Source organism: Achromobacter sp. CSND-B12 (assembly GCF_052906545.1).
In genome coordinates this window covers 2,305,104-2,321,484 of record NZ_JBREGJ010000001.1, presented here as the reverse complement: position 1 = coordinate 2,321,484, position 16,381 = coordinate 2,305,104, and the positions used below count along the sequence as shown (strand labels likewise).

Below are 16,381 nucleotides of genomic sequence, written 5' to 3'. Positions count from 1 at the left end.
CGGAATCCGCGCGGATCCGGACGGCGGGTGTCATTCGGCGTGCAGGGTGACGCCGGGCCGGTCCTTGACCAGCGTGACGGCGATGAACGAGACCGCGGCCATGACGACGACGTACACGCCCACCAGCCACGACTGGCCGGTGGCGGAGATGATGGACTGCGCGATCATGGCGGCGAAGGCGCCGCCCAGGATAGAACCCAGCGCATAGCCGGCCGACACGCCGGAATAGCGCACGTCGGCGGGGAACATCTCGGCGTAGAGCGCGGCCTGCGGGCCGTAGGTCAGGCCCAGCGGCAACGACAGCGCGGCCAGCGCCAGGGCGAATTGCAGCGGATCGCCCGACTCGATGAAGGTCCACATCGGAATGGCCCACAGCGCCAGCAGCAGGTAGCCGAGCTGGAAGGTGCGCACGCGGCCGATGCGGTCGCCGAGCCAGCCGCCCAGCAGCGTGGTGCCGAGCCAGCAGGCGGCGGCCAGGGTGCAGATCATCAGCACCTGTTGCGGCGGCATGCGCAGGGCGCGGCTGCCGTAGCTGATGAAGAAGCCCACCAGCAGGTAGCCGGCGGTGCTGTTGCCCACGAAGATCAGCGTGGTCAGCGCGATCTGGCGCGGGTGCTTGCGCAGCAGCGCGCCCAGCGGCGCCGAGGAGTGGCTGCGGCGCGATTGCATGCGCAGGAATACCGGCGATTCCTCGACCGCGCGGCGGATGAAGACGCCGACGATGATCAGCGCGATCGACAGCAGGAAGGAGATGCGCCAGCCCCAGGCCATGAAGTTCTCCGCGCCGACCAGGGTGGTGATGCACCACAGCGCGCCCGTGGCGACGATCATGCCCAGCGGCACGCCGATCTGCGGAAAGGCGCCGAACAGCGAGCGCCGGTCTGTCGGCGCGTGCTCGACCGCCATGAGCGCCGCGCCACCCCACTCGCCGCCGGCCGAGAAGCCTTGCAGCACGCGCAAGCCCACCAGCATCACTGGCGCCCACAGCCCGATCTGGGCGTAGGTCGGCAGCACGCCGATCAGGGCGGTGGATACGCCCATGAGGATCAGGGTGGCGGCCAGCACGCGCTTGCGGCCATAGCGGTCGCCAAGGTGGCCGCAGACGATGGCGCCCAGCGGGCGGAACAGGAAAGCCACGCCCACGGTGGCGAACGACAGGATCAGCGACAGTTCGGGATTGTCCTGCACGAAGGGGGCGAAGAACAGCGTGCCCAGCACCAGGCCCGCGGCCTGCACGTAGATGAAGTAGTCGTACCACTCGATGGCCGAGCCGACCAGCGTGGCGGCGAGCACCTTGCGGTCTTCGGCGCTGACCAGCGCCGCGGATGGCCGGCGTTCGCCGGCGGACGCGGGCGCGACGCCGCCCTGTCCGGGGAAATCTGTCTGCATGCGTGTCTCCTGTGGGGGGCGCGGACCGTGCCGCTGTGTTTTTGTTCGAGGGTTGGCCGGAGCGGATGAAGACCCGCTCCGGCCGTCGCGTCAGGCGGCGGCTTGCGCCGGCCGTGGCGCATCGGGCTGGTTCTCGGGACGGGCGGCGTCGAAGGCGGGCAACGCGGCGCAAGCCTCGACGATGGCGCGCACCTGGGTGAATGGCGCCAGGTCGACGCCGTAGCGCAAGGCGTTGTAGACCTGCGGCACCAGGCAGCATTCCGCCAGCGTCGGCGCATCGCCCAGGGCATAGTGGCCGCGCCTGGCGGGCAGGGCGGCCTCGAAGGCGCGGAAACCCTCTTCGCACCAGTGGCGGTACCAGTCGTGTACCTGGTCGTCGTCGGCGCCGAATTGGGCGCGCAGGCGCTTGAGCGCGCGCAGGTTGTTCAGCGGATGCACCTCGCAGGCCACCAGCAGCGCCAGCGCCCGCGCCTGGGCGCGACTGGCCGGGTCGGCCGGCAGCAGCGCGGGTGCGGGATGGCGGGCGTCCAGGTACTCGATGATGGCGAGCGACTGCTGCAGGCGCAGCCCGTCGATCTCCAGCATCGGCACCAGGCCGAACGGCGCCAGCGCGCGGTAGGCCGGCTGCAGGTGTTCGCCCTGGGCCATCTGCCAGGGCACCTGGCGATAGGGCAGGCCCTTGAGCGCCAGCGCGATGCGCACGCGGTAGGCCGCGGAGCTGCGCCAATAGCTGTGCAGTGTGAGGGAGGGTGTCTCGGCCATGGCGCAGTCCCCTTCAGGCCGTGGCGGCTTGCGGCGCCGGCCGGGCGGCGGGCAGCGGGCGGGTGCCGGGAATCCGCACCTGCTGGTCGATGTCGCCGAACAGGCTGTTGCCGGCCTCGTCGCGCATGGCGATGCGGACGCGGTCGCCGTGCTTGAGGAAGGGCGTGCGCATCTGGCCGTCGCGCAGCTGTTCGCGCACCCGCGCTTCGACCAGGCAGCACACGCCGACCGCGTCGCTGGCGTTGGAAATGGTGCCGCTGCCCAGGATCGTGCCGGCACCCAGCCGGCGCGTGCGCGCGGCGTGGGCGATGAGTTCACCGAAGTGGAATTGCATTTCCTCGCCGGCCTGGGGCTGGCCGATCAACCGGTCGTTGAGCCACACTTGCATCGCGCGGTGCAGCTTGCCGTCGCGCCAGTAGGGCGCAAGCTCATCGGGCGTGACGAAGACCGGCGACAGCGCCGAGGCCGGCTTGCCCTGCAGAAAGCCGAAGCCCTTGGCCAGTTCAGGCAGCACCACGTTGCGCAGGGTGACGTCGTTCACCAGGCCCAGCAGCACCACGTGTTCCAGGGCGGTAGCGGGGTCCACGCCTTGCGGTACGTCGTCGGTGATCACCACGATCTCGGCCTCCAGGTCGACGCCCAGGTCTTCACTGGTGGCGGTGATGGGGTCGCGCGCGCCCATGAAGTCATCCGAGGCACCCTGGTACATCACGGGATCGGTGAGAAACGACGGCGGCATTTCTCCGCCACGGGCGCGGCGGGTCAGGTCGACGTGATTGAGATAGGCCGACGCGTCCAGCCATTGGTAGGCGCGCGGCAGGGGCGCGGCGCAGCGTGCCGGATCGAACGGCTGGCCGTCGCTGGCGCGCAGGTCGTCGTATTCCGCTTGCAGCAAGGGCGCGCAGCGGGCCCAGTCATCGAGCGCCTGCTGCAAGGTGGCGGCAATGTGCGGCACCGCCCGCATGCGGGTCAGGTCACGGTTGACGACGACCAGCTGGCCGTCGCGGCTGCCGTTGTTCAGGGTGGCGAGTTTCATGGGTGGCAATTCCGTGGTCAGGCGCGCCGAGACACGCGGCGCGCGATATCGAAAGGGGATCAGGCGGTCAGTTCGGCCCACATCTCGCGGTCGCGCTGGGCGGTCCAGACGCGCGGGTCGGTGATGCCGCTGGCTTCGTCGAAGGCACGCGAGATGTCGAAGGGAATGGCGTGTTCGTAGATCACGACGTGGCCGAACTCGGGGTCCATCACGCGGCGGGTGTCTTCGTAGACCTGCTTGAGGCCCTTGCCTTCGCTCACGCCCTGGCGGGCGCAGCCGTACAGCGTCTCGACCCAGCGGCGGGTGTAGCCGATGGCCTCGCGGCAGGCGCCGGCGCTGGTGAGCGCGGGGCCGCGGCCGGGCACCATCTGTTTCGGCGCCAGGGCCTGCAACCGGTCGAGCGTGGCCGGCCAGTCCGACAGGTAGGCGTCGCCGGTGTAGACGCCGGCGTTGAATTCGACCAGGTCGCCGGCGAAACAGATGCCTTGCGAGGGAATCCAGACGATGGAGTCGCCACGCGTGTGGCCAGCGCCCAGATGCATCATGCGCACCTCCAGCTTGCCCATGAACAGGGTCAGCTCGCGCTCGAACACGGTGGTGGGCCAGGTCAGCCCGGGAATGGTCTCGGCGGACTGGAACAGGCGCGGGAAGCGGCCGATCTCGGAATCCATGTCGGCCTGGCCGCGTTCGGCGATCAGCTCGTAGGTGCCGCGGCTGGCGTAGGTGTTGACGGCGCCTTCGGCGGCGAAGGCCGACGCGCCCAGCACGCGCACGGCGTGGTAGTGCGTCAGCGCGACGTGGCGGATGGGCTTGTCGGTGACGCCGCGGATGGCGCGGATCAGGTTCCGCGCCATGGCCGGCGTGGCGGTGGCGTCGACCACCATGACGCTATCGTCGCCGATGATGACGCCGGAGTTGGGGTCGCCGTCGGCGATGTAGGCGTAGGCGTTTTCGGACAGGCGCTCGAAGGAGGTCTTCTTGTCCGCCACGTCGGCCTGGGATGCGAAAGGCTTGCTCATCGTGTTCCTTGTCTGGATGAATGAAGGGATTCGGGGTCAGTCCGCGCCGCCATGGTGGCGCGCATGGCTGGTGGTGCCGGTGGCGCCGGGCTTGAGGCCGGCGGCCTTGTCGCGGTTCCAGGCGGCCAGTTCCTCGTGGGCGCTGCGGCGCTTGCGCGCCACGTAGTCGGCCACGGGCAGGCGCGCCGTCAGTTCCAGCCGGATGCCGTTGGGGTCGAAGAAATAGATCGAGCGGATGAAGTGATGGTCGGTCGGGCCGACCACCTCCACGCCATGCGCCAGCAGGCGCTGGCGCATGCGCTCCAGTTCGGCCTCGCCGCGGATTTCCATGGCGAAGTGGTTGACCCAGCGCGGCGTGCCGGGATCGGGCTGGCTCAGCGCGTTGTCGCCCAGGTCGAAGAAGGCAATGTGCGAGTGGTCGGCGAATTCGAAGAACAGGTGCACGAAGGGGCAGTGTTCACCGGTGGACGGCACCCGTTCTTCCTTGACCACGTGCACCAGCGGCAGGCCCAGGATGTCTTCGTAGAAGCGGCGGGTTTCCTCGGCATCGCGGCAACGCCAGGCGAAATGGTGCAGGCCCTGGATGGACGGGCAGGCGGCCGCGGGGGTGGGGGAATCGGTAAGCTGCGTCATGGCGCGGTCTCCGTGGGTCAGGGGATGTGCAGGGGGGCGGGTTCGCCGCGCGCCGCGAGGACTTCGTCGACGGCGGCCCGGACGCGGGCCGCGTCGTCCACCGCTTCGATCAGCAGCAGCGACAGCCGCGCCAGGCTGTCGCGCTGGTCGGCGGCGTCGCACTGGTCGGTCAGCGCGATCAGGCGTTCGAGCAGGTCGTCAAGCTGTTGCTGGGATTGCGGCATGGCGCGCGTCTCCGTTTGCGTGCGGGAGGCCGGCGGCCTCGGGTTGGGAATCGATGCCATCGGCGCCAGCCGGTCGCAGCGCGTCGCTGACCCAGGCCGCGAGCGTGGCGGGCGCCAGGGCCTGCGGCCCGCCCGCGGCCATGACGTGCTGGTCCGGCCGCAGCAGCCAGGCGCTGCCGTCCATCGATTGGCCGAGCTGGTGCGCCACGGCGTCGCGCCCGCGCGCATCGCACAGCGGGCCCACCGCGACCCAGCGCAGCAGCGCATCGTCGCGCACGTCCGGGGGCAACGCGTCGGCGAATACCAGCACGGTGAACCAGGTCCCGAGCAGCGCGTGCAGGGACAGGCCGTCGTCCTGCCGCAGCAGCACGTTGGGCAGGGCGCGGCCGGCGTGGGCGTGGTCGCCGCGCACCCAGGCCGATGCGGGATAGACCGCCGGCATGCAGAGCCGGCCGGTGTTGATCATGCGCGCCGCCAGCGTGTGGCGCGGCGCCAGCGCGATGATGGCGTCGCGCCACAGCGCGGCCGAGCGGGCGGCGCCGGGATAGACGAAGCGCGAAGAGCGGCGGGCCTGGCGGATGTTCTCCATGGCGGCGTGCTTGCGCTCGGCGTCGTAGCTGTCGAGCACCCCGGCGTCGGCGCGGCCCTGCAGCAGCAGCGCCAGTTTCCAGCCCAGGTTGTCGGCGTCCTGGATGCCGCCATTGCCGCCGCGCGCGCCGAACGGCGCCACCAGGTGGGCCGAGTCGCCGGCGAACAGCACTCGGCCGTGCCGCAGGCGGTCTAGGCATTCATGGCGGTAGGCCCAGACGCCGTGCCAGGCGATGTCGAAGTCGACCCGTTCGCCCAGCAGGTCCCAGACGCGCTGGCGCATGGCGGCCTCGGTGGCGGCGGCTTCGGGGTCTTCGTCCGGGCGCAACTGGAAGTCCAGGCGCCAGGTGTCGTCGGCCATCTTGTGGCGCCAGACCGCGCGGCCGTGATTGCTGCGGGCGTCGAGCCAGGTCCAGCGTTCCTCGGGCCAGGCGGTGCCGCGCAGCACGATGTCGATGATGATCCAGCGGTCCTCGGTGCGGTCGTAGACTCGCGGACGCAGGCCCAGCAGGCCGCGCACCGCGCTGTTGGCGCCGTCGCAGGCCACCACCCATTGGGCGCGGGTGGCGTAGGCGCCGTCCGGCGTGCGCACGCGCAGCGTGGCCGGGCCGTCGGCACAGGGTTCGATCCCGACCACCTGGTTGAGCCAGCGCAGGTCGGCCAGCGGTTCACGCCGCAGCGCCTCGACCAGGAAGGCTTCCAGGTAATACTGCTGCAGGTTGACGAAACCGTTGTGGCGCATGTCGGGCTGGTCCTGCAGCGTGAACGAGGCCACCGCCATGTCGCGGCACAGCACGCGGCCGACGTTCCAGCGCACGCCCTTGTCGACCACGGCGCCGGCCATGCCGAGGCGGTCGAAGATGTCCAGCGTGCGTTGCGCCCAGACCATGCCGCGCGAGGCCAGGCCGCGCACGCCGACGGTATTGTCGTCGTCCAGCACCACCACGGGAATGCCGCGCCGCGCCAGATCCAGCGCCAGCGTCAGGCCGGTCAGCCCGGCGCCTACGATCGCGACGGGGTGGGGGGCAGCGCGCGGACGATCCATCTCGTCCGGCCTGAGGTAGGGGTAGAGGGGAAGCTCTGTCATCGTTTTCCCTAGTGCTCCAAGGGTTCTGCGAGGCATGTCACAGGCACCACTCTAGGAGCGCGGGCGGAGCGCGTCATGTCCTCACGAGAGAGGACACCGGGATCGCCGGGAAGCCCTTAGAATCGGGAAAAACACGCCCGAACGGGGGACGACAACCATGGATGAGACAAGCAAACCCTTGGCCGTGGACGGGGGGACGGACCAGTGGGCGGCGTCCGCCGTCATGGACCTGGGCGGACCGATGTTCCACGCGGCGCTGCTGATGGCGCTGCGCGAAACTGTGGCCGCCGACCACGTGTCGCACGTCTTCTACGGGCACGACGGCTCGGTGCAGTATTCGTCGGCCGCCAGCCTCTTGAACCAGTCGCTGATCGAGTGGACCACCACGGTCTATGTCGACGACCAGTTCTACCGCCGCGATCCCAACTACGCGCTGCTGCGCGACCTGGCCTGTCGGCCCGAGCATCATCCGGACCTGATCATCCAGGCCGCGGCGCCCGAGCGCATCCTGGATGCCGAGTACCGGGAACTGCTGTTCGAGCGGCCCGGCTTCGCCAGCAAGATCTCGCTGATCGGCGCGCGCAGCGAAGGCGCCAGCTACATCAACCTGTATTTTTCGCGCTCGCATCCGCCGGGCGTGACCGATGTGATGCGCGGACGCGCCCCGCTGCTGATTGCGCTGGCGCGGCGCCATCACCAGCTGTGCCGGCGCGAGGCCGCGCCGGCGCCGATCTGGTCGGAGGGCCTGTCCGAACGCGAGGTCCAGGTGGCGGACCTGCTGCGCCAGGGGCGCACCGCCAAGGAAGTGGGCCGCGAACTGGGCCTGTCGCCGACCACGGTGGTGACCTACAAGAACCGCATCTTCAAGAAGAGCAACGTGGCCAGCCTTAAGGAATTCCTGATCAAGGCGCCGGCCGGCTGCGGGGCGCGCGTCAACGCCTGATCCCGGCCTCGGGGCACGGCAGGCGCGCGCTTTCACCGTTTTTCACAAAACCCACACAAAAACCGGCGGAACGGACGCCGGCTCTTTCCCTATGATCCGAGGCATCGCGCGCCGGCCGCGGCGCCCGGACGTCGCGCCGGTCGCGCCATGTCGCCCCGGCTTCTTCCCTTGCGCTGTCCCTCCGCTCGCTCCGTAGGCGTACCCGCCGCGCCGGGCCGCGGGCCGCCGGTCCCAAAGCTATTGATGCTCAAATTCCTCGTTCGCGTCGTCATCGTGGTCCTGGTCAGTCTCGGACTGGCCTATCTGTTCGTGGACAAGGGACTGGGGACGCTGCTCAAGCCGATGGTGCAAGAGGTCGCCTTCCAGTCGCTGCGCGGGCAGTTCCACGAGTTGCATGAGCGGCTGGACGCGGTGCCGCCGGCGGAGCGCGACACCCTGCTGCGCGAGCAGGTGCAGCCGCATTACGGCATCGCGCTGCGGGTGCTGCCCGCGGAGCAGGTCCACCTGACCGAGGACGAGCGCGAGCAACGGCAGGCCTTTGGCGTCGTGATGCGGGACGATTTCGATACGCACCTGGTGCCGTTGCCGGGCGAGCCCGCGCAATGGCTGGAATTGCGGCTGCCCAACGTGTTCGACACCGTGGTCGCCTTGTCCGTGTGGCTCTGCCTGGGCGTGGTGGTGGCGGTCGGCCTGCTGGGGCTGTGGGCACTGCCCATGTGGCGCGACATGGATGCGCTGCGCAATGCCGCGCTGCGCATGGGCCAGGGGGAACTGAGCCAGCGCGTGAGGTTGTCGCGCATCGCCGGCATCCGCCATGTCGGCGAGAGCTTCAACCAGATGGCCGAGCGTATCGCCGCCTTGATCGAGAACCAGCGCAGCCTGACGAACGCGGTATCGCACGAACTGCGCACGCCGCTGGCGCGGCTTTCGTTCGAGGTGGACATGCTGGGCCGTGGCGGCCTGCCGCCGGCGCATCAACACGTGTTGCGCGACATGCGCGCGGACATCTCCGAACTGGAAAGCATGGTGGCGGAACTGCTGGTGTACGCGCGGCTGGAACGCCCCACCGAAGAGACCGTGCGGCTGGAAACGGTCGACACGCGCGATTGGCTGGGCGAGGCGCTGGCCCAGGTCGCGCACCAGGCGCAGGCGCGCAACGTGGAGTGCCGGGTGGCCGATGGCCATCCACCGCACGTCTGCCTGCATCCGCGCTACATGAGCCGGGCCTTGCTGAACCTGGTGCAGAACGCTGTGCGCTACGCCCACGGCCGCATCGACATCGCGCTGACGCACAGTCCGACCGGGCATTTCGAACTGATCGTCGACGACGACGGGCCGGGCATCCCGGTGGCCGACCGCGAGCGGATCTTCGAGCCCTTCATCCGGCTCGATGAGAGCCGCGACCGCGGCACGGGCGGGGCGGGGCTGGGCCTGGCGATCGTGCAGCGTGTCGCGGCCGGCCACCACGGCAGCATCTGCGTGGCGGACAGTCCGCTGGGCGGCGCGCGTTTCGTGTTGCGCTGGGCGGCGGCATCGGCGGCATAGCGTTCAGCTTGCCGCCAGGGCATCCGGGTCAACCCGGAGACGGCGGCCGCCGCGCCCGGCCTGTCGCGCGCCGGCTTGCATTTTGTGGCACATGGCGCGTGGAAATGGTGTTTGATACAGGGGTTTGTTTTCCCCTCCCTGATAACTCATAACGAGAACACCATGAGACATTTCCTGCCCGCGCTGGGCGCCGCCTTCGTTTTGTCCCTTGGCGCCCAGGCCGCCTGGGGCCAGCAGGCATCCGCCGCCGCCAAGCCGCCGCGCGATCCCTTCTTCTGGCTCGGCGAGATCAACAAGGCCACGGCCGTGATCAATACCGAGCAGGGCCTGCTCGACAAGTCCATGGCGCCGCGGCTGGCGGCGGGCGTGGCCAAGGTGATCAATGACGGCAACCAGCCCGGCGCCAAGCGGCCGGCCAGCGTCATCACCTTCGAGCCGTTGCTGATCAAGGCGGCGGGCGAGGACGTGACGCTGTTGCACGCCGGCCGCTCCAGCCAGGACATGCACGCCACCTATCGCAGCGCCATCCTGCGCGACAAGCTGCTGGATCTGGCGGACCAGCTCAATGCCACGTCGACCACGCTGGTGGAGCTGGCCGCCAAGCACAGCGCCACCATCGTGCCCAACTATACCAATGGCGTGGCGGCCCAGCCGAACAGCTACGGCCACTACCTGCTGGGGCAGGCCGCCGGCCTGGCGCGCGACGCCCAGCGCATCCGCGAAGCCTACGCGCGCATCGACCGTTCGCCCATGGGCACCACCGTGCTCAACGGCACCAGCTGGCCGCTGGACCGCAAGCGCATGGCGCAGTACCTGGGCTTCACGGCGCTGGTGGACAACGCCTACGACGCCTCGCAGATCTCGTCGATGGACCAGCCGGTGGAAGTGGCGTCCATCGTCACCAGCATCGCGCTGCGCACCGGCAACTTCGTCGAGGACGTGATGACGCAGTACGCCCAGTCGCGCTCGTGGATCCTGCTGGAAGAGGGCGGCGGCAACACCTATGTGTCCAGCGCCATGCCGCAAAAGCGCAATCCCGGTTTGCTCAACGACACGCGCAGCGACGCGTCGACGGCGGTGACGCTGGCGATGGGGCCGGTGATCCAGACGCACAACATCACGCCCGGCATGAGCGACCCCAAGGACGTCAAGCAGAACTCGGCGATGGTCGATGCCGGCATCGCGGCGCTCAAGCGCTGGGACCGCGTGCTCAAGGCCATGGTGATCAGCCCCGATCGCGCGCTGGAGGAACTGAACAGCGACTGGACCGCCTCGCAGGAACTGGCCGACGTGCTGATGCGCAAGTACAAGCTGCCGTTCCGTGACGGGCACCACTTCGCTTCCGAGGTGGTGAGTTACGCCAAGACCAACAACATCAAGCCGCTGGACTTCCCGTACGAGCAGGCGCGCCGCATCTACGCCGAGGCGATGAAGGGGTCGAAGTATCCGAACGAGCTGCCGATGAGCGAGGCCGAGTTCCGGTCGACGCTGGACCCGGTCGCCATTGTCAAGAACCGCGCCACCAGCGGCGGGCCGCAGCCGGCGGAAATGGAACGCATGATCAAGGAGGCGCGCGAACGGCTGGCCTCGCAGGACAAGTGGATCAAGGAACGCCGGGCCCACATCGCCGATTCCCTGGCCAGCCTGGACAAGGACTTCGACGCGCTGGTGGCCAGCGCGCCGAAAGACAAGGGCCAGTAAGCGTCGCGGGCGTGGCATGTGCGGCTCCGTCGATCAGGGCATGGGCTGCGGCCGAGGATACCGCGGCCCATGCCAGGATGTCGGAGTCAGAACCGGTGCGTCAGGGTGACCAGGGTGGTGCGGCCTTCGCCGTAGTAGACCGAGTTGTAGAAGCCCATGGCGCGGTAGTAGCGCTTGTCCGCGAGGTTGCGAACGTTCAGCTGCAGCTGGGTCTGCCTGCCGAGATCGTACTGGGCCATCAGGTCGAACAGCGCATAGGGCTGTTGCTCCACGGCGGCGGATTGTTCACCGTAATAGCCCACGGCGCGCGTGCGGCTCTGCCAGCGCATGCCGCCGCCGATGACCAGATCGCGCAGCGCGCCGGGCAGGCGGTACGTGGTGCTGGCCTTGAGCATCTGTTCGGGCTGCGTGGTCTGGACCTTCCTGCCGGCGTTGTCCTTGGATACCCGGTAGGTGTAACCCAGGAACAGGTTCCAGCCGGGCGATACCTCGCCGGCCAGTTCCAATTCGAATCCGCGGGTGCGCGTGCCGTCCAGCATCTCGTACCAGGACTCATTGCGGGCGGCGTCGAAGCCGGCGTATTCGGCCACGTCCTTCTGGTTGGTCTGGAACACGGCGAACGAGCCATTCAGGCGGCCCTCCAGATACGAAGCCTTGATGCCGGCTTCGTAATTGTGGCCATACGCCGGACCGGTCATGTTCCAGTCCCGCGTCTTGTACATCTGCGGCTGGAAGATGTTGGTGTAGCTCACATAGGCCGTGTAGGTGTCGTCGAGGTCGTAGGTGACGCCCAGGTAGGGCGTTATCTCGGAGTAGCGCTGCGATTGCGACAGCGTGATGGGGGCGGAATCGGGCGACCACTGGTTCCAGCGGTATTCATCGGCTTCCCAGCGCGTCCAGCGCGCGCCGGTCAGCAGGTGCAGGCGACTGCCGAGATTGAAGCGGGCGGTGCCGAAGATGCCGGTCTGGGTGGTGCGCAATTGCTGGTCGGATACCGCCAGGTCCCAGACCGGTTCGGGCCAGTCGCCATGCCAGTCATGGATGTTGGGGACCGGGTAGGTGGCCTGGTCTGAAGAGTTCCAGCCCTTGGTCCGGCTGCGCGTCCTGGAATGCGAAAAGCCCAGGTTGAATTCGTGCGTCGCGCCGAGCAGGCCGAAGTCGCCGGTCAACGATCCGCCATAGACGTCCTGCTTGCTGCGGCCACGGTATTTGCGCAGCGTCGGCGTGCCCGAGAGGTAGCCGGTGTCCGCGTCCACCGGGAAGTCGGCCGCGAAAAGCAGCGACGCGTCGAAGTCGTTGTCCAGTCGCGAGTACGACAGCCGGCCGTTCCAGCCGTTGGCGAAGCCGTGCTCCAGCTGGGCGAAGTACTCGGTCGAGTCGGTGTCCCAGGTGGTCCATTTGGCGCCGACCGTCTGGCCCTTCTTCCAGTCGACCTGATCGCCGTTGGTGTCGAAGATCGGCAGGCCGCCCCACATCACGCCCTTGGGACGCGAGCGCTGCGTCGAGGCGCCGGCGCTGAGGGTGGTGGCCGGCGCGAGATCCGCCTCGACGATGCCATAGGCCACGTCGCGCTTCTTGCTGTAGAAATCCAGTGTGTCGCCGCGTCTTTCCTTGGCTCCGACGATGCGCGCGCGGATCGCGCCGGACGCGGTCAGGGGCGACGACAGGTCGATTTCACCGCGATAGGTGTCGTAGTTGCCGCCCATGGCTCGCAGGCTGCCCTGGAATTCGCGCGTGGGCCGCTTGCGGATGAAGTTCACTGAACCGCCCGGGTTGCCGGTGCCGCTCATCAATCCGGTGGCGCCGCGGATGATCTCGACGTGGTCGTAGATGACGGGGTCCAGATTGCCTTCGCCGAACTGGTAGGTGCCGTCCAGCGGCTTGACCACGCCGTCGAACTGCATGGTGTCCATCTGAAAACCGCGCGAGTAGTAGCTTAGCCGGTCTGTCTCGCTTTGCTGGACGTTCATGCCGGTGGCGTTCTCCATCACGTCCCGCACGCTGCCCATGGCCTGATCGTCGAGCTGCTGGCGCGTGACGATACTGGTCGATTGGGGCGTGTCGCGCTGCGCCAGCACCAGGCCGTTGGCCGAGCGCATCCAGTCGGCGGTGTAGGCGCCGGTGCCTTCGGTGGTGGCGCCCGCGCCCAGTACGGTGACAGCGGCGAGTTGGCTGATGCCCTCGGCGGCGGCCGCCTCCAACGCGTAGCTGTCGTCGGGCAGGCGCCGCACGCGCAGGGCGGTGCCGGACAGCAGGCGGGCGAAGCCTTCCTCGACGGCGTAGCTGCCGCTCAGGCCGGGCGTCGACAGGCCGTCGGTCTGGGCGGGACGGAACGACAGCAGTACCCGCATGCGCTGGGCATAGGCGGCCAAGGCCGGTCCTAGCGGACCGGCCGGGATGTCGACGGCGCGGCTGTCGGCCTGGAGGGCGGGTTGGGCCAGGGCGGCGGCCGGGCAGAGCATGGTTCCAGCCAGGGCGGACAGCAGGGCGAGCGCCAGGCCGGCCAGGCGTGGACCGTCTTGTCGAGGGGCGAGGGGGCGCCGTGTGGGAGCGTGCATGTCGATGGATTTCCGGTGAAGAGAAATGAGGCTTCACCTGTATGCCAATCGAGATCGGAAAAGTGACAATCCCGTCGGTGTCAGCGCGCCCTCACCGTGACCCAATAGCGGGTGAGGCGGTCGGCGCGAACCGGCAGCACGCGTTCAATCGCGGCCAGCGCGCGGTCGGTATCGTCCACCGGATAGGCGCCGGAGATGCGCAGGGACCCGACCGCCGGGTCGCAGGCCAGGCGGCCGGGTCGATAGCGCGCCAGCGCCGCCACCAACGCGTCCAGCCGCATGCCGTTCGCATACAGCATGCCGTCGACCCATCCCTGTTGCTGTGGCGGGAAGGCCGTGGGCGCAGTCGCCGAACCGGCGTCGAAAGTGGCTGCCATGCCCGCCGGCACGACGACCGAGGCATGGGTCGCGAGGCGAGGTTCCAGGCGCACCGCGCCCTGTTCGACCGCGACCTGGGCGTGATCGCCCATCAGGTTGACGTCGAACCGGGTGCCAAGCGCGGTGGCTCGGCCGACGGGCGTGCTGACGAGGAAGGGCCGGGCAGGACGCAGCGGATCCGGGCGCGTCTCGATGTGGATTTCGCCACGCCGCAGGATCAGTTCGCGCTTTGCGCCGTCGAATGCCAGGTCCACGGCGCTGTCGGTGTTCATGGTGAGGATGCTGCCATCGGCCAGCTCCAGCCGCCGCCGTTCGCCGGTGGCGGTGCGCGCGTCGGCGCCCCAGGCATCCCACGGCAGCTCCTGGGCGGCCAGGGCCCCGCCGCCCGCCACGAATGCCAGCGACAAGGTCTTGAGCAGCTTGCGCCGGCCCGCTGAGCGCGGCCTGTCCAGGGCCGTCAGGCCGGCGCGCGGTTCGATGTGGCCGAATTCCCGCCCCAGGGCTTCGACCCGTTCCCAGGCCTGTTGGTGCAGGGGATCGGACCGCAGCCATTCCTGCCATTGCCGCCGATCGTCCGCGCCGGCGTCTTCCGCGCCCAGGCGCACGAACCAGACGCTGGCGGCCTGGAGGACGGCATCGGGCAGGCCGGCGGCCGCGCGACGGTTCAGCACGACGCCAGGCAATGGCGCATGGCGAGCGCCAGGTATTGCCGCACGGAGCTGACCGATACCTGCAGGCGTTCGGCGATCTCGCCGTGCTTCAGGCCTTCGAGTTGCAGCAGCAGGAACGCGCGCCGCGCCTTGGGCGGGAGGCCATCGAGCAGCCGATCGATTCGTACCAGCGCTTCCAGCGCCAGCGCCCGGCGTTCAGGCGAGGGCCAGGAGGTTTCCTCGCGGGCCGCGAGGCAATCGAGATAGGCGCGCTCGATGTCGCGCCGACGGAACAGATTGACCAGCAAGCCATGCGCGATGGTGACGAGGTAGGCGCGCGGCTCGCGCAAGTCGCGCGCGTCTTCGTTGCGCAACAGCACCTTCATGTAGGTGTCGTGGGTCAGGTCGGCGGCGTCGTAGGGGCAGCCGGTCTTGCGGCGCAGCCAGTCGCGCAGCCACGACTGGTGCTGCGCGTAGAGATCCTCGAAAGACGCATGGGGACTGCTTTGGGTCATGGCCGGGCAGGGGCGGGTAGATCAGACGTTAATAGTAACCATTATCAACATCGATATCCAAGCGCCCGGCATCGGCTGAAATGGCGCGCCACCGCCGGGGGCTTGCCCGGGCGGCGGCGCGGCCCCGGCCTCAGAACCCGGTGGGCGGCACGTGCACCCGGCCTTCCATCAGCACGCGCGCGCTGCGGCTCATGATGGCCTTGGTGACCGTCCATTCGCCGTCGATCAGCTGGGCCTGGGCGCCGACGCGCAGCGTGCCCGAGGGGTGGCCGAAGTTGACCTGGTCGCGCTGGCCGCCGCCGGCCGCCAGGTTGACCAGCGTGCCGGGCACGGCCGCGGCGGTGGCGATGGCGACCGAAGCGGTGCCCATCATGGCGTGGTGCAGCTTGCCCATGGACAGGGCGCGCACCAGCACGTCGATGTCGCCGGCGCCGATCTGCTTGCCGCTGGAGGACGTGTAGGCCTTGGGACGGGCCACGAAGGCCACCTTGGGCGTGTGCTGGCGCGCGGCGGCTTCTTCCAGTTTCTGGATCAGGCCCATGCGCAGCGCGCCGTGGGCGCGGATGGTCTCGAAGCGCGCCAGCGCGGCGGCGTCGCCGTTGATGTCGTCCTGCAACTCGGTGCCGGTGTAGCCCAGCGCCTCGGCGTCCAGGAAGATGGTGGGGATGCCGGAGTTGATCATGGTGGCCTTGAAGGTGCCGATGCCGGGCACTTCCAGGTCGTCCACCAGGTTGCCGGTGGGGAACATCGAGCCGCCGTCGCCTTCCTCGGCCGGGTTCATGAATTCCAGTTGCAGCTCGGCGGCCGGGAAGGTCACGCCGTCCAGCTCGAAGTCGCCGGTCTCCTGTACCGCGCCGTCGGTGATGGGCACGTGGGCGATGATGGTCTTCTGGATGTTGGCCTGCCAGATGCGCACCACGGCGATGCCGTTGCGCGGGATGCGGTCCGGGTCCACCAGGCCGTTGCTGATGGCGAAGGGGCCGACGGCGGCCGACAGGTTGCCGCAGTTGCCGCTCCAGTCGACGAAGGCCTGGTCGATCGAGACCTGGCCGAACAGGTAGTCGACGTCATGTTCGGGGCGGCTGCTCTTGCCGATGATGACGGTCTTGCTGGTGCTGGAGGTGGCCGCGCCCATGCCGTCGATCTGCTTGCAGTAGGGGTCGGGGCTGCCGATCACGCGCATCAGCAGCGCGTCGCGGGCCGGGCCCGGCACGCGGGCGGATTCAGGCAGGTCGTCGAGCTTGAAGAACACGCCTTTGCTGGTGCCGCCGCGCATGTAGGTGGCGGGAATCTTGATCTGGGGGGCATGGGCCATGGGGCAGTCCTGATGTCTTGGGTGGGAAAGGCGGGCGC

The 16,381-nt window shown here is 69.0% G+C and carries 14 protein-coding genes; 3 read left to right on the top strand and 11 right to left on the bottom strand.

Features of this window, described 5'->3' with window-relative positions; all coding sequences use genetic code 11:
- Positions 1 to 30 precede the first annotated feature (30 nt).
- The 7 genes from ACUTAG_RS10760 to ACUTAG_RS10730 all read right to left on the bottom strand — a co-directional run bounded on the left by ACUTAG_RS10760 (position 31) and on the right by ACUTAG_RS10730 (position 6,738).
- Positions 31 to 1,389, bottom strand: coding sequence for an MFS transporter (locus tag ACUTAG_RS10760; protein ID WP_187378279.1), 1,359 nt, complete (start codon positions 1,387 to 1,389; stop codon positions 31 to 33).
- A 90-nt stretch (positions 1,390 to 1,479) separates the two neighbouring features.
- Entirely contained in the window at positions 1,480 to 2,151 is a 672-nt protein-coding gene (maiA, locus tag ACUTAG_RS10755) for a maleylacetoacetate isomerase (RefSeq protein WP_148317249.1), read from the bottom strand.
- Positions 2,152 to 2,164: 13 nt separating this feature from the next.
- On the bottom strand, positions 2,165 to 3,187 hold the full coding sequence (locus ACUTAG_RS10750; protein ID WP_020926226.1) for a fumarylacetoacetate hydrolase family protein: 1,023 nt from the start codon (positions 3,185 to 3,187) through the stop codon (positions 2,165 to 2,167).
- A gap of 59 nt (positions 3,188 to 3,246) precedes the next feature.
- Positions 3,247 to 4,206 (bottom strand): MBL fold metallo-hydrolase, encoded by a 960-nt coding sequence (locus ACUTAG_RS10745; RefSeq protein WP_148317247.1) that lies wholly within the window; start codon positions 4,204 to 4,206, stop codon positions 3,247 to 3,249.
- Positions 4,207 to 4,242: 36 nt separating this feature from the next.
- The gene (locus ACUTAG_RS10740; protein ID WP_020926227.1) at positions 4,243 to 4,839 is read right to left on the bottom strand and encodes a VOC family protein; all 597 of its coding nucleotides are present in this window, start codon (positions 4,837 to 4,839) and stop codon (positions 4,243 to 4,245) included.
- A 17-nt stretch (positions 4,840 to 4,856) separates the two neighbouring features.
- The gene (locus ACUTAG_RS10735) at positions 4,857 to 5,063 is read right to left on the bottom strand and encodes a hypothetical protein (RefSeq protein WP_006385785.1); all 207 of its coding nucleotides are present in this window, start codon (positions 5,061 to 5,063) and stop codon (positions 4,857 to 4,859) included.
- Complete coding sequence (locus ACUTAG_RS10730; protein WP_148317245.1) at positions 5,038 to 6,738, bottom strand: FAD-dependent oxidoreductase; 1,701 nt, start codon at positions 6,736 to 6,738, stop codon at positions 5,038 to 5,040. Before ACUTAG_RS10730 ends, ACUTAG_RS10735 begins: the two co-directional genes overlap by 26 nt.
- 157 nt (positions 6,739 to 6,895) lie before the next feature.
- Here ACUTAG_RS10730 and ACUTAG_RS10725 point away from each other — a divergent pair, with 157 nt between their 5' ends.
- The 3 genes from ACUTAG_RS10725 to ACUTAG_RS10715 all read left to right on the top strand — a co-directional run bounded on the left by ACUTAG_RS10725 (position 6,896) and on the right by ACUTAG_RS10715 (position 10,927).
- Positions 6,896 to 7,681: a helix-turn-helix transcriptional regulator gene (locus ACUTAG_RS10725; RefSeq protein WP_240294263.1), complete on the top strand. Its 786-nt coding sequence runs from the start codon at positions 6,896 to 6,898 to the stop codon at positions 7,679 to 7,681.
- 243 nt (positions 7,682 to 7,924) lie between these two features.
- Positions 7,925 to 9,226 carry an ATP-binding protein gene (locus ACUTAG_RS10720; RefSeq protein WP_148317243.1) on the top strand — a complete coding sequence of 434 codons (1,302 nt, stop codon included), beginning with the start codon at positions 7,925 to 7,927 and terminating at the stop codon, positions 9,224 to 9,226.
- Positions 9,227 to 9,388: 162 nt separating this feature from the next.
- Complete coding sequence (locus ACUTAG_RS10715; protein ID WP_446650135.1) at positions 9,389 to 10,927, top strand: argininosuccinate lyase; 1,539 nt, start codon at positions 9,389 to 9,391, stop codon at positions 10,925 to 10,927.
- An 86-nt stretch (positions 10,928 to 11,013) separates the two neighbouring features.
- On the opposite strand, the gene ACUTAG_RS10710 is transcribed toward ACUTAG_RS10715, so the two are convergent.
- The 4 genes from ACUTAG_RS10710 to prpF all read right to left on the bottom strand — a co-directional run bounded on the left by ACUTAG_RS10710 (position 11,014) and on the right by prpF (position 16,343).
- On the bottom strand, positions 11,014 to 13,485 hold the full coding sequence (locus tag ACUTAG_RS10710) for a TonB-dependent siderophore receptor (RefSeq protein ID WP_446650134.1): 2,472 nt from the start codon (positions 13,483 to 13,485) through the stop codon (positions 11,014 to 11,016).
- An 80-nt stretch (positions 13,486 to 13,565) separates the two neighbouring features.
- The gene (locus tag ACUTAG_RS10705; protein WP_049056952.1) at positions 13,566 to 14,534 is read right to left on the bottom strand and encodes a FecR domain-containing protein; all 969 of its coding nucleotides are present in this window, start codon (positions 14,532 to 14,534) and stop codon (positions 13,566 to 13,568) included.
- Complete coding sequence (locus ACUTAG_RS10700; RefSeq protein ID WP_006385792.1) at positions 14,528 to 15,028, bottom strand: sigma-70 family RNA polymerase sigma factor; 501 nt, start codon at positions 15,026 to 15,028, stop codon at positions 14,528 to 14,530. The genes ACUTAG_RS10705 and ACUTAG_RS10700 overlap by 7 nt, the downstream gene beginning before the upstream one ends.
- Positions 15,029 to 15,158: 130 nt before the next feature.
- Entirely contained in the window at positions 15,159 to 16,343 is a 1,185-nt protein-coding gene (gene prpF, locus ACUTAG_RS10695; protein WP_446650133.1) for a 2-methylaconitate cis-trans isomerase PrpF, read from the bottom strand.
- Positions 16,344 to 16,381 lie beyond the last annotated feature (38 nt).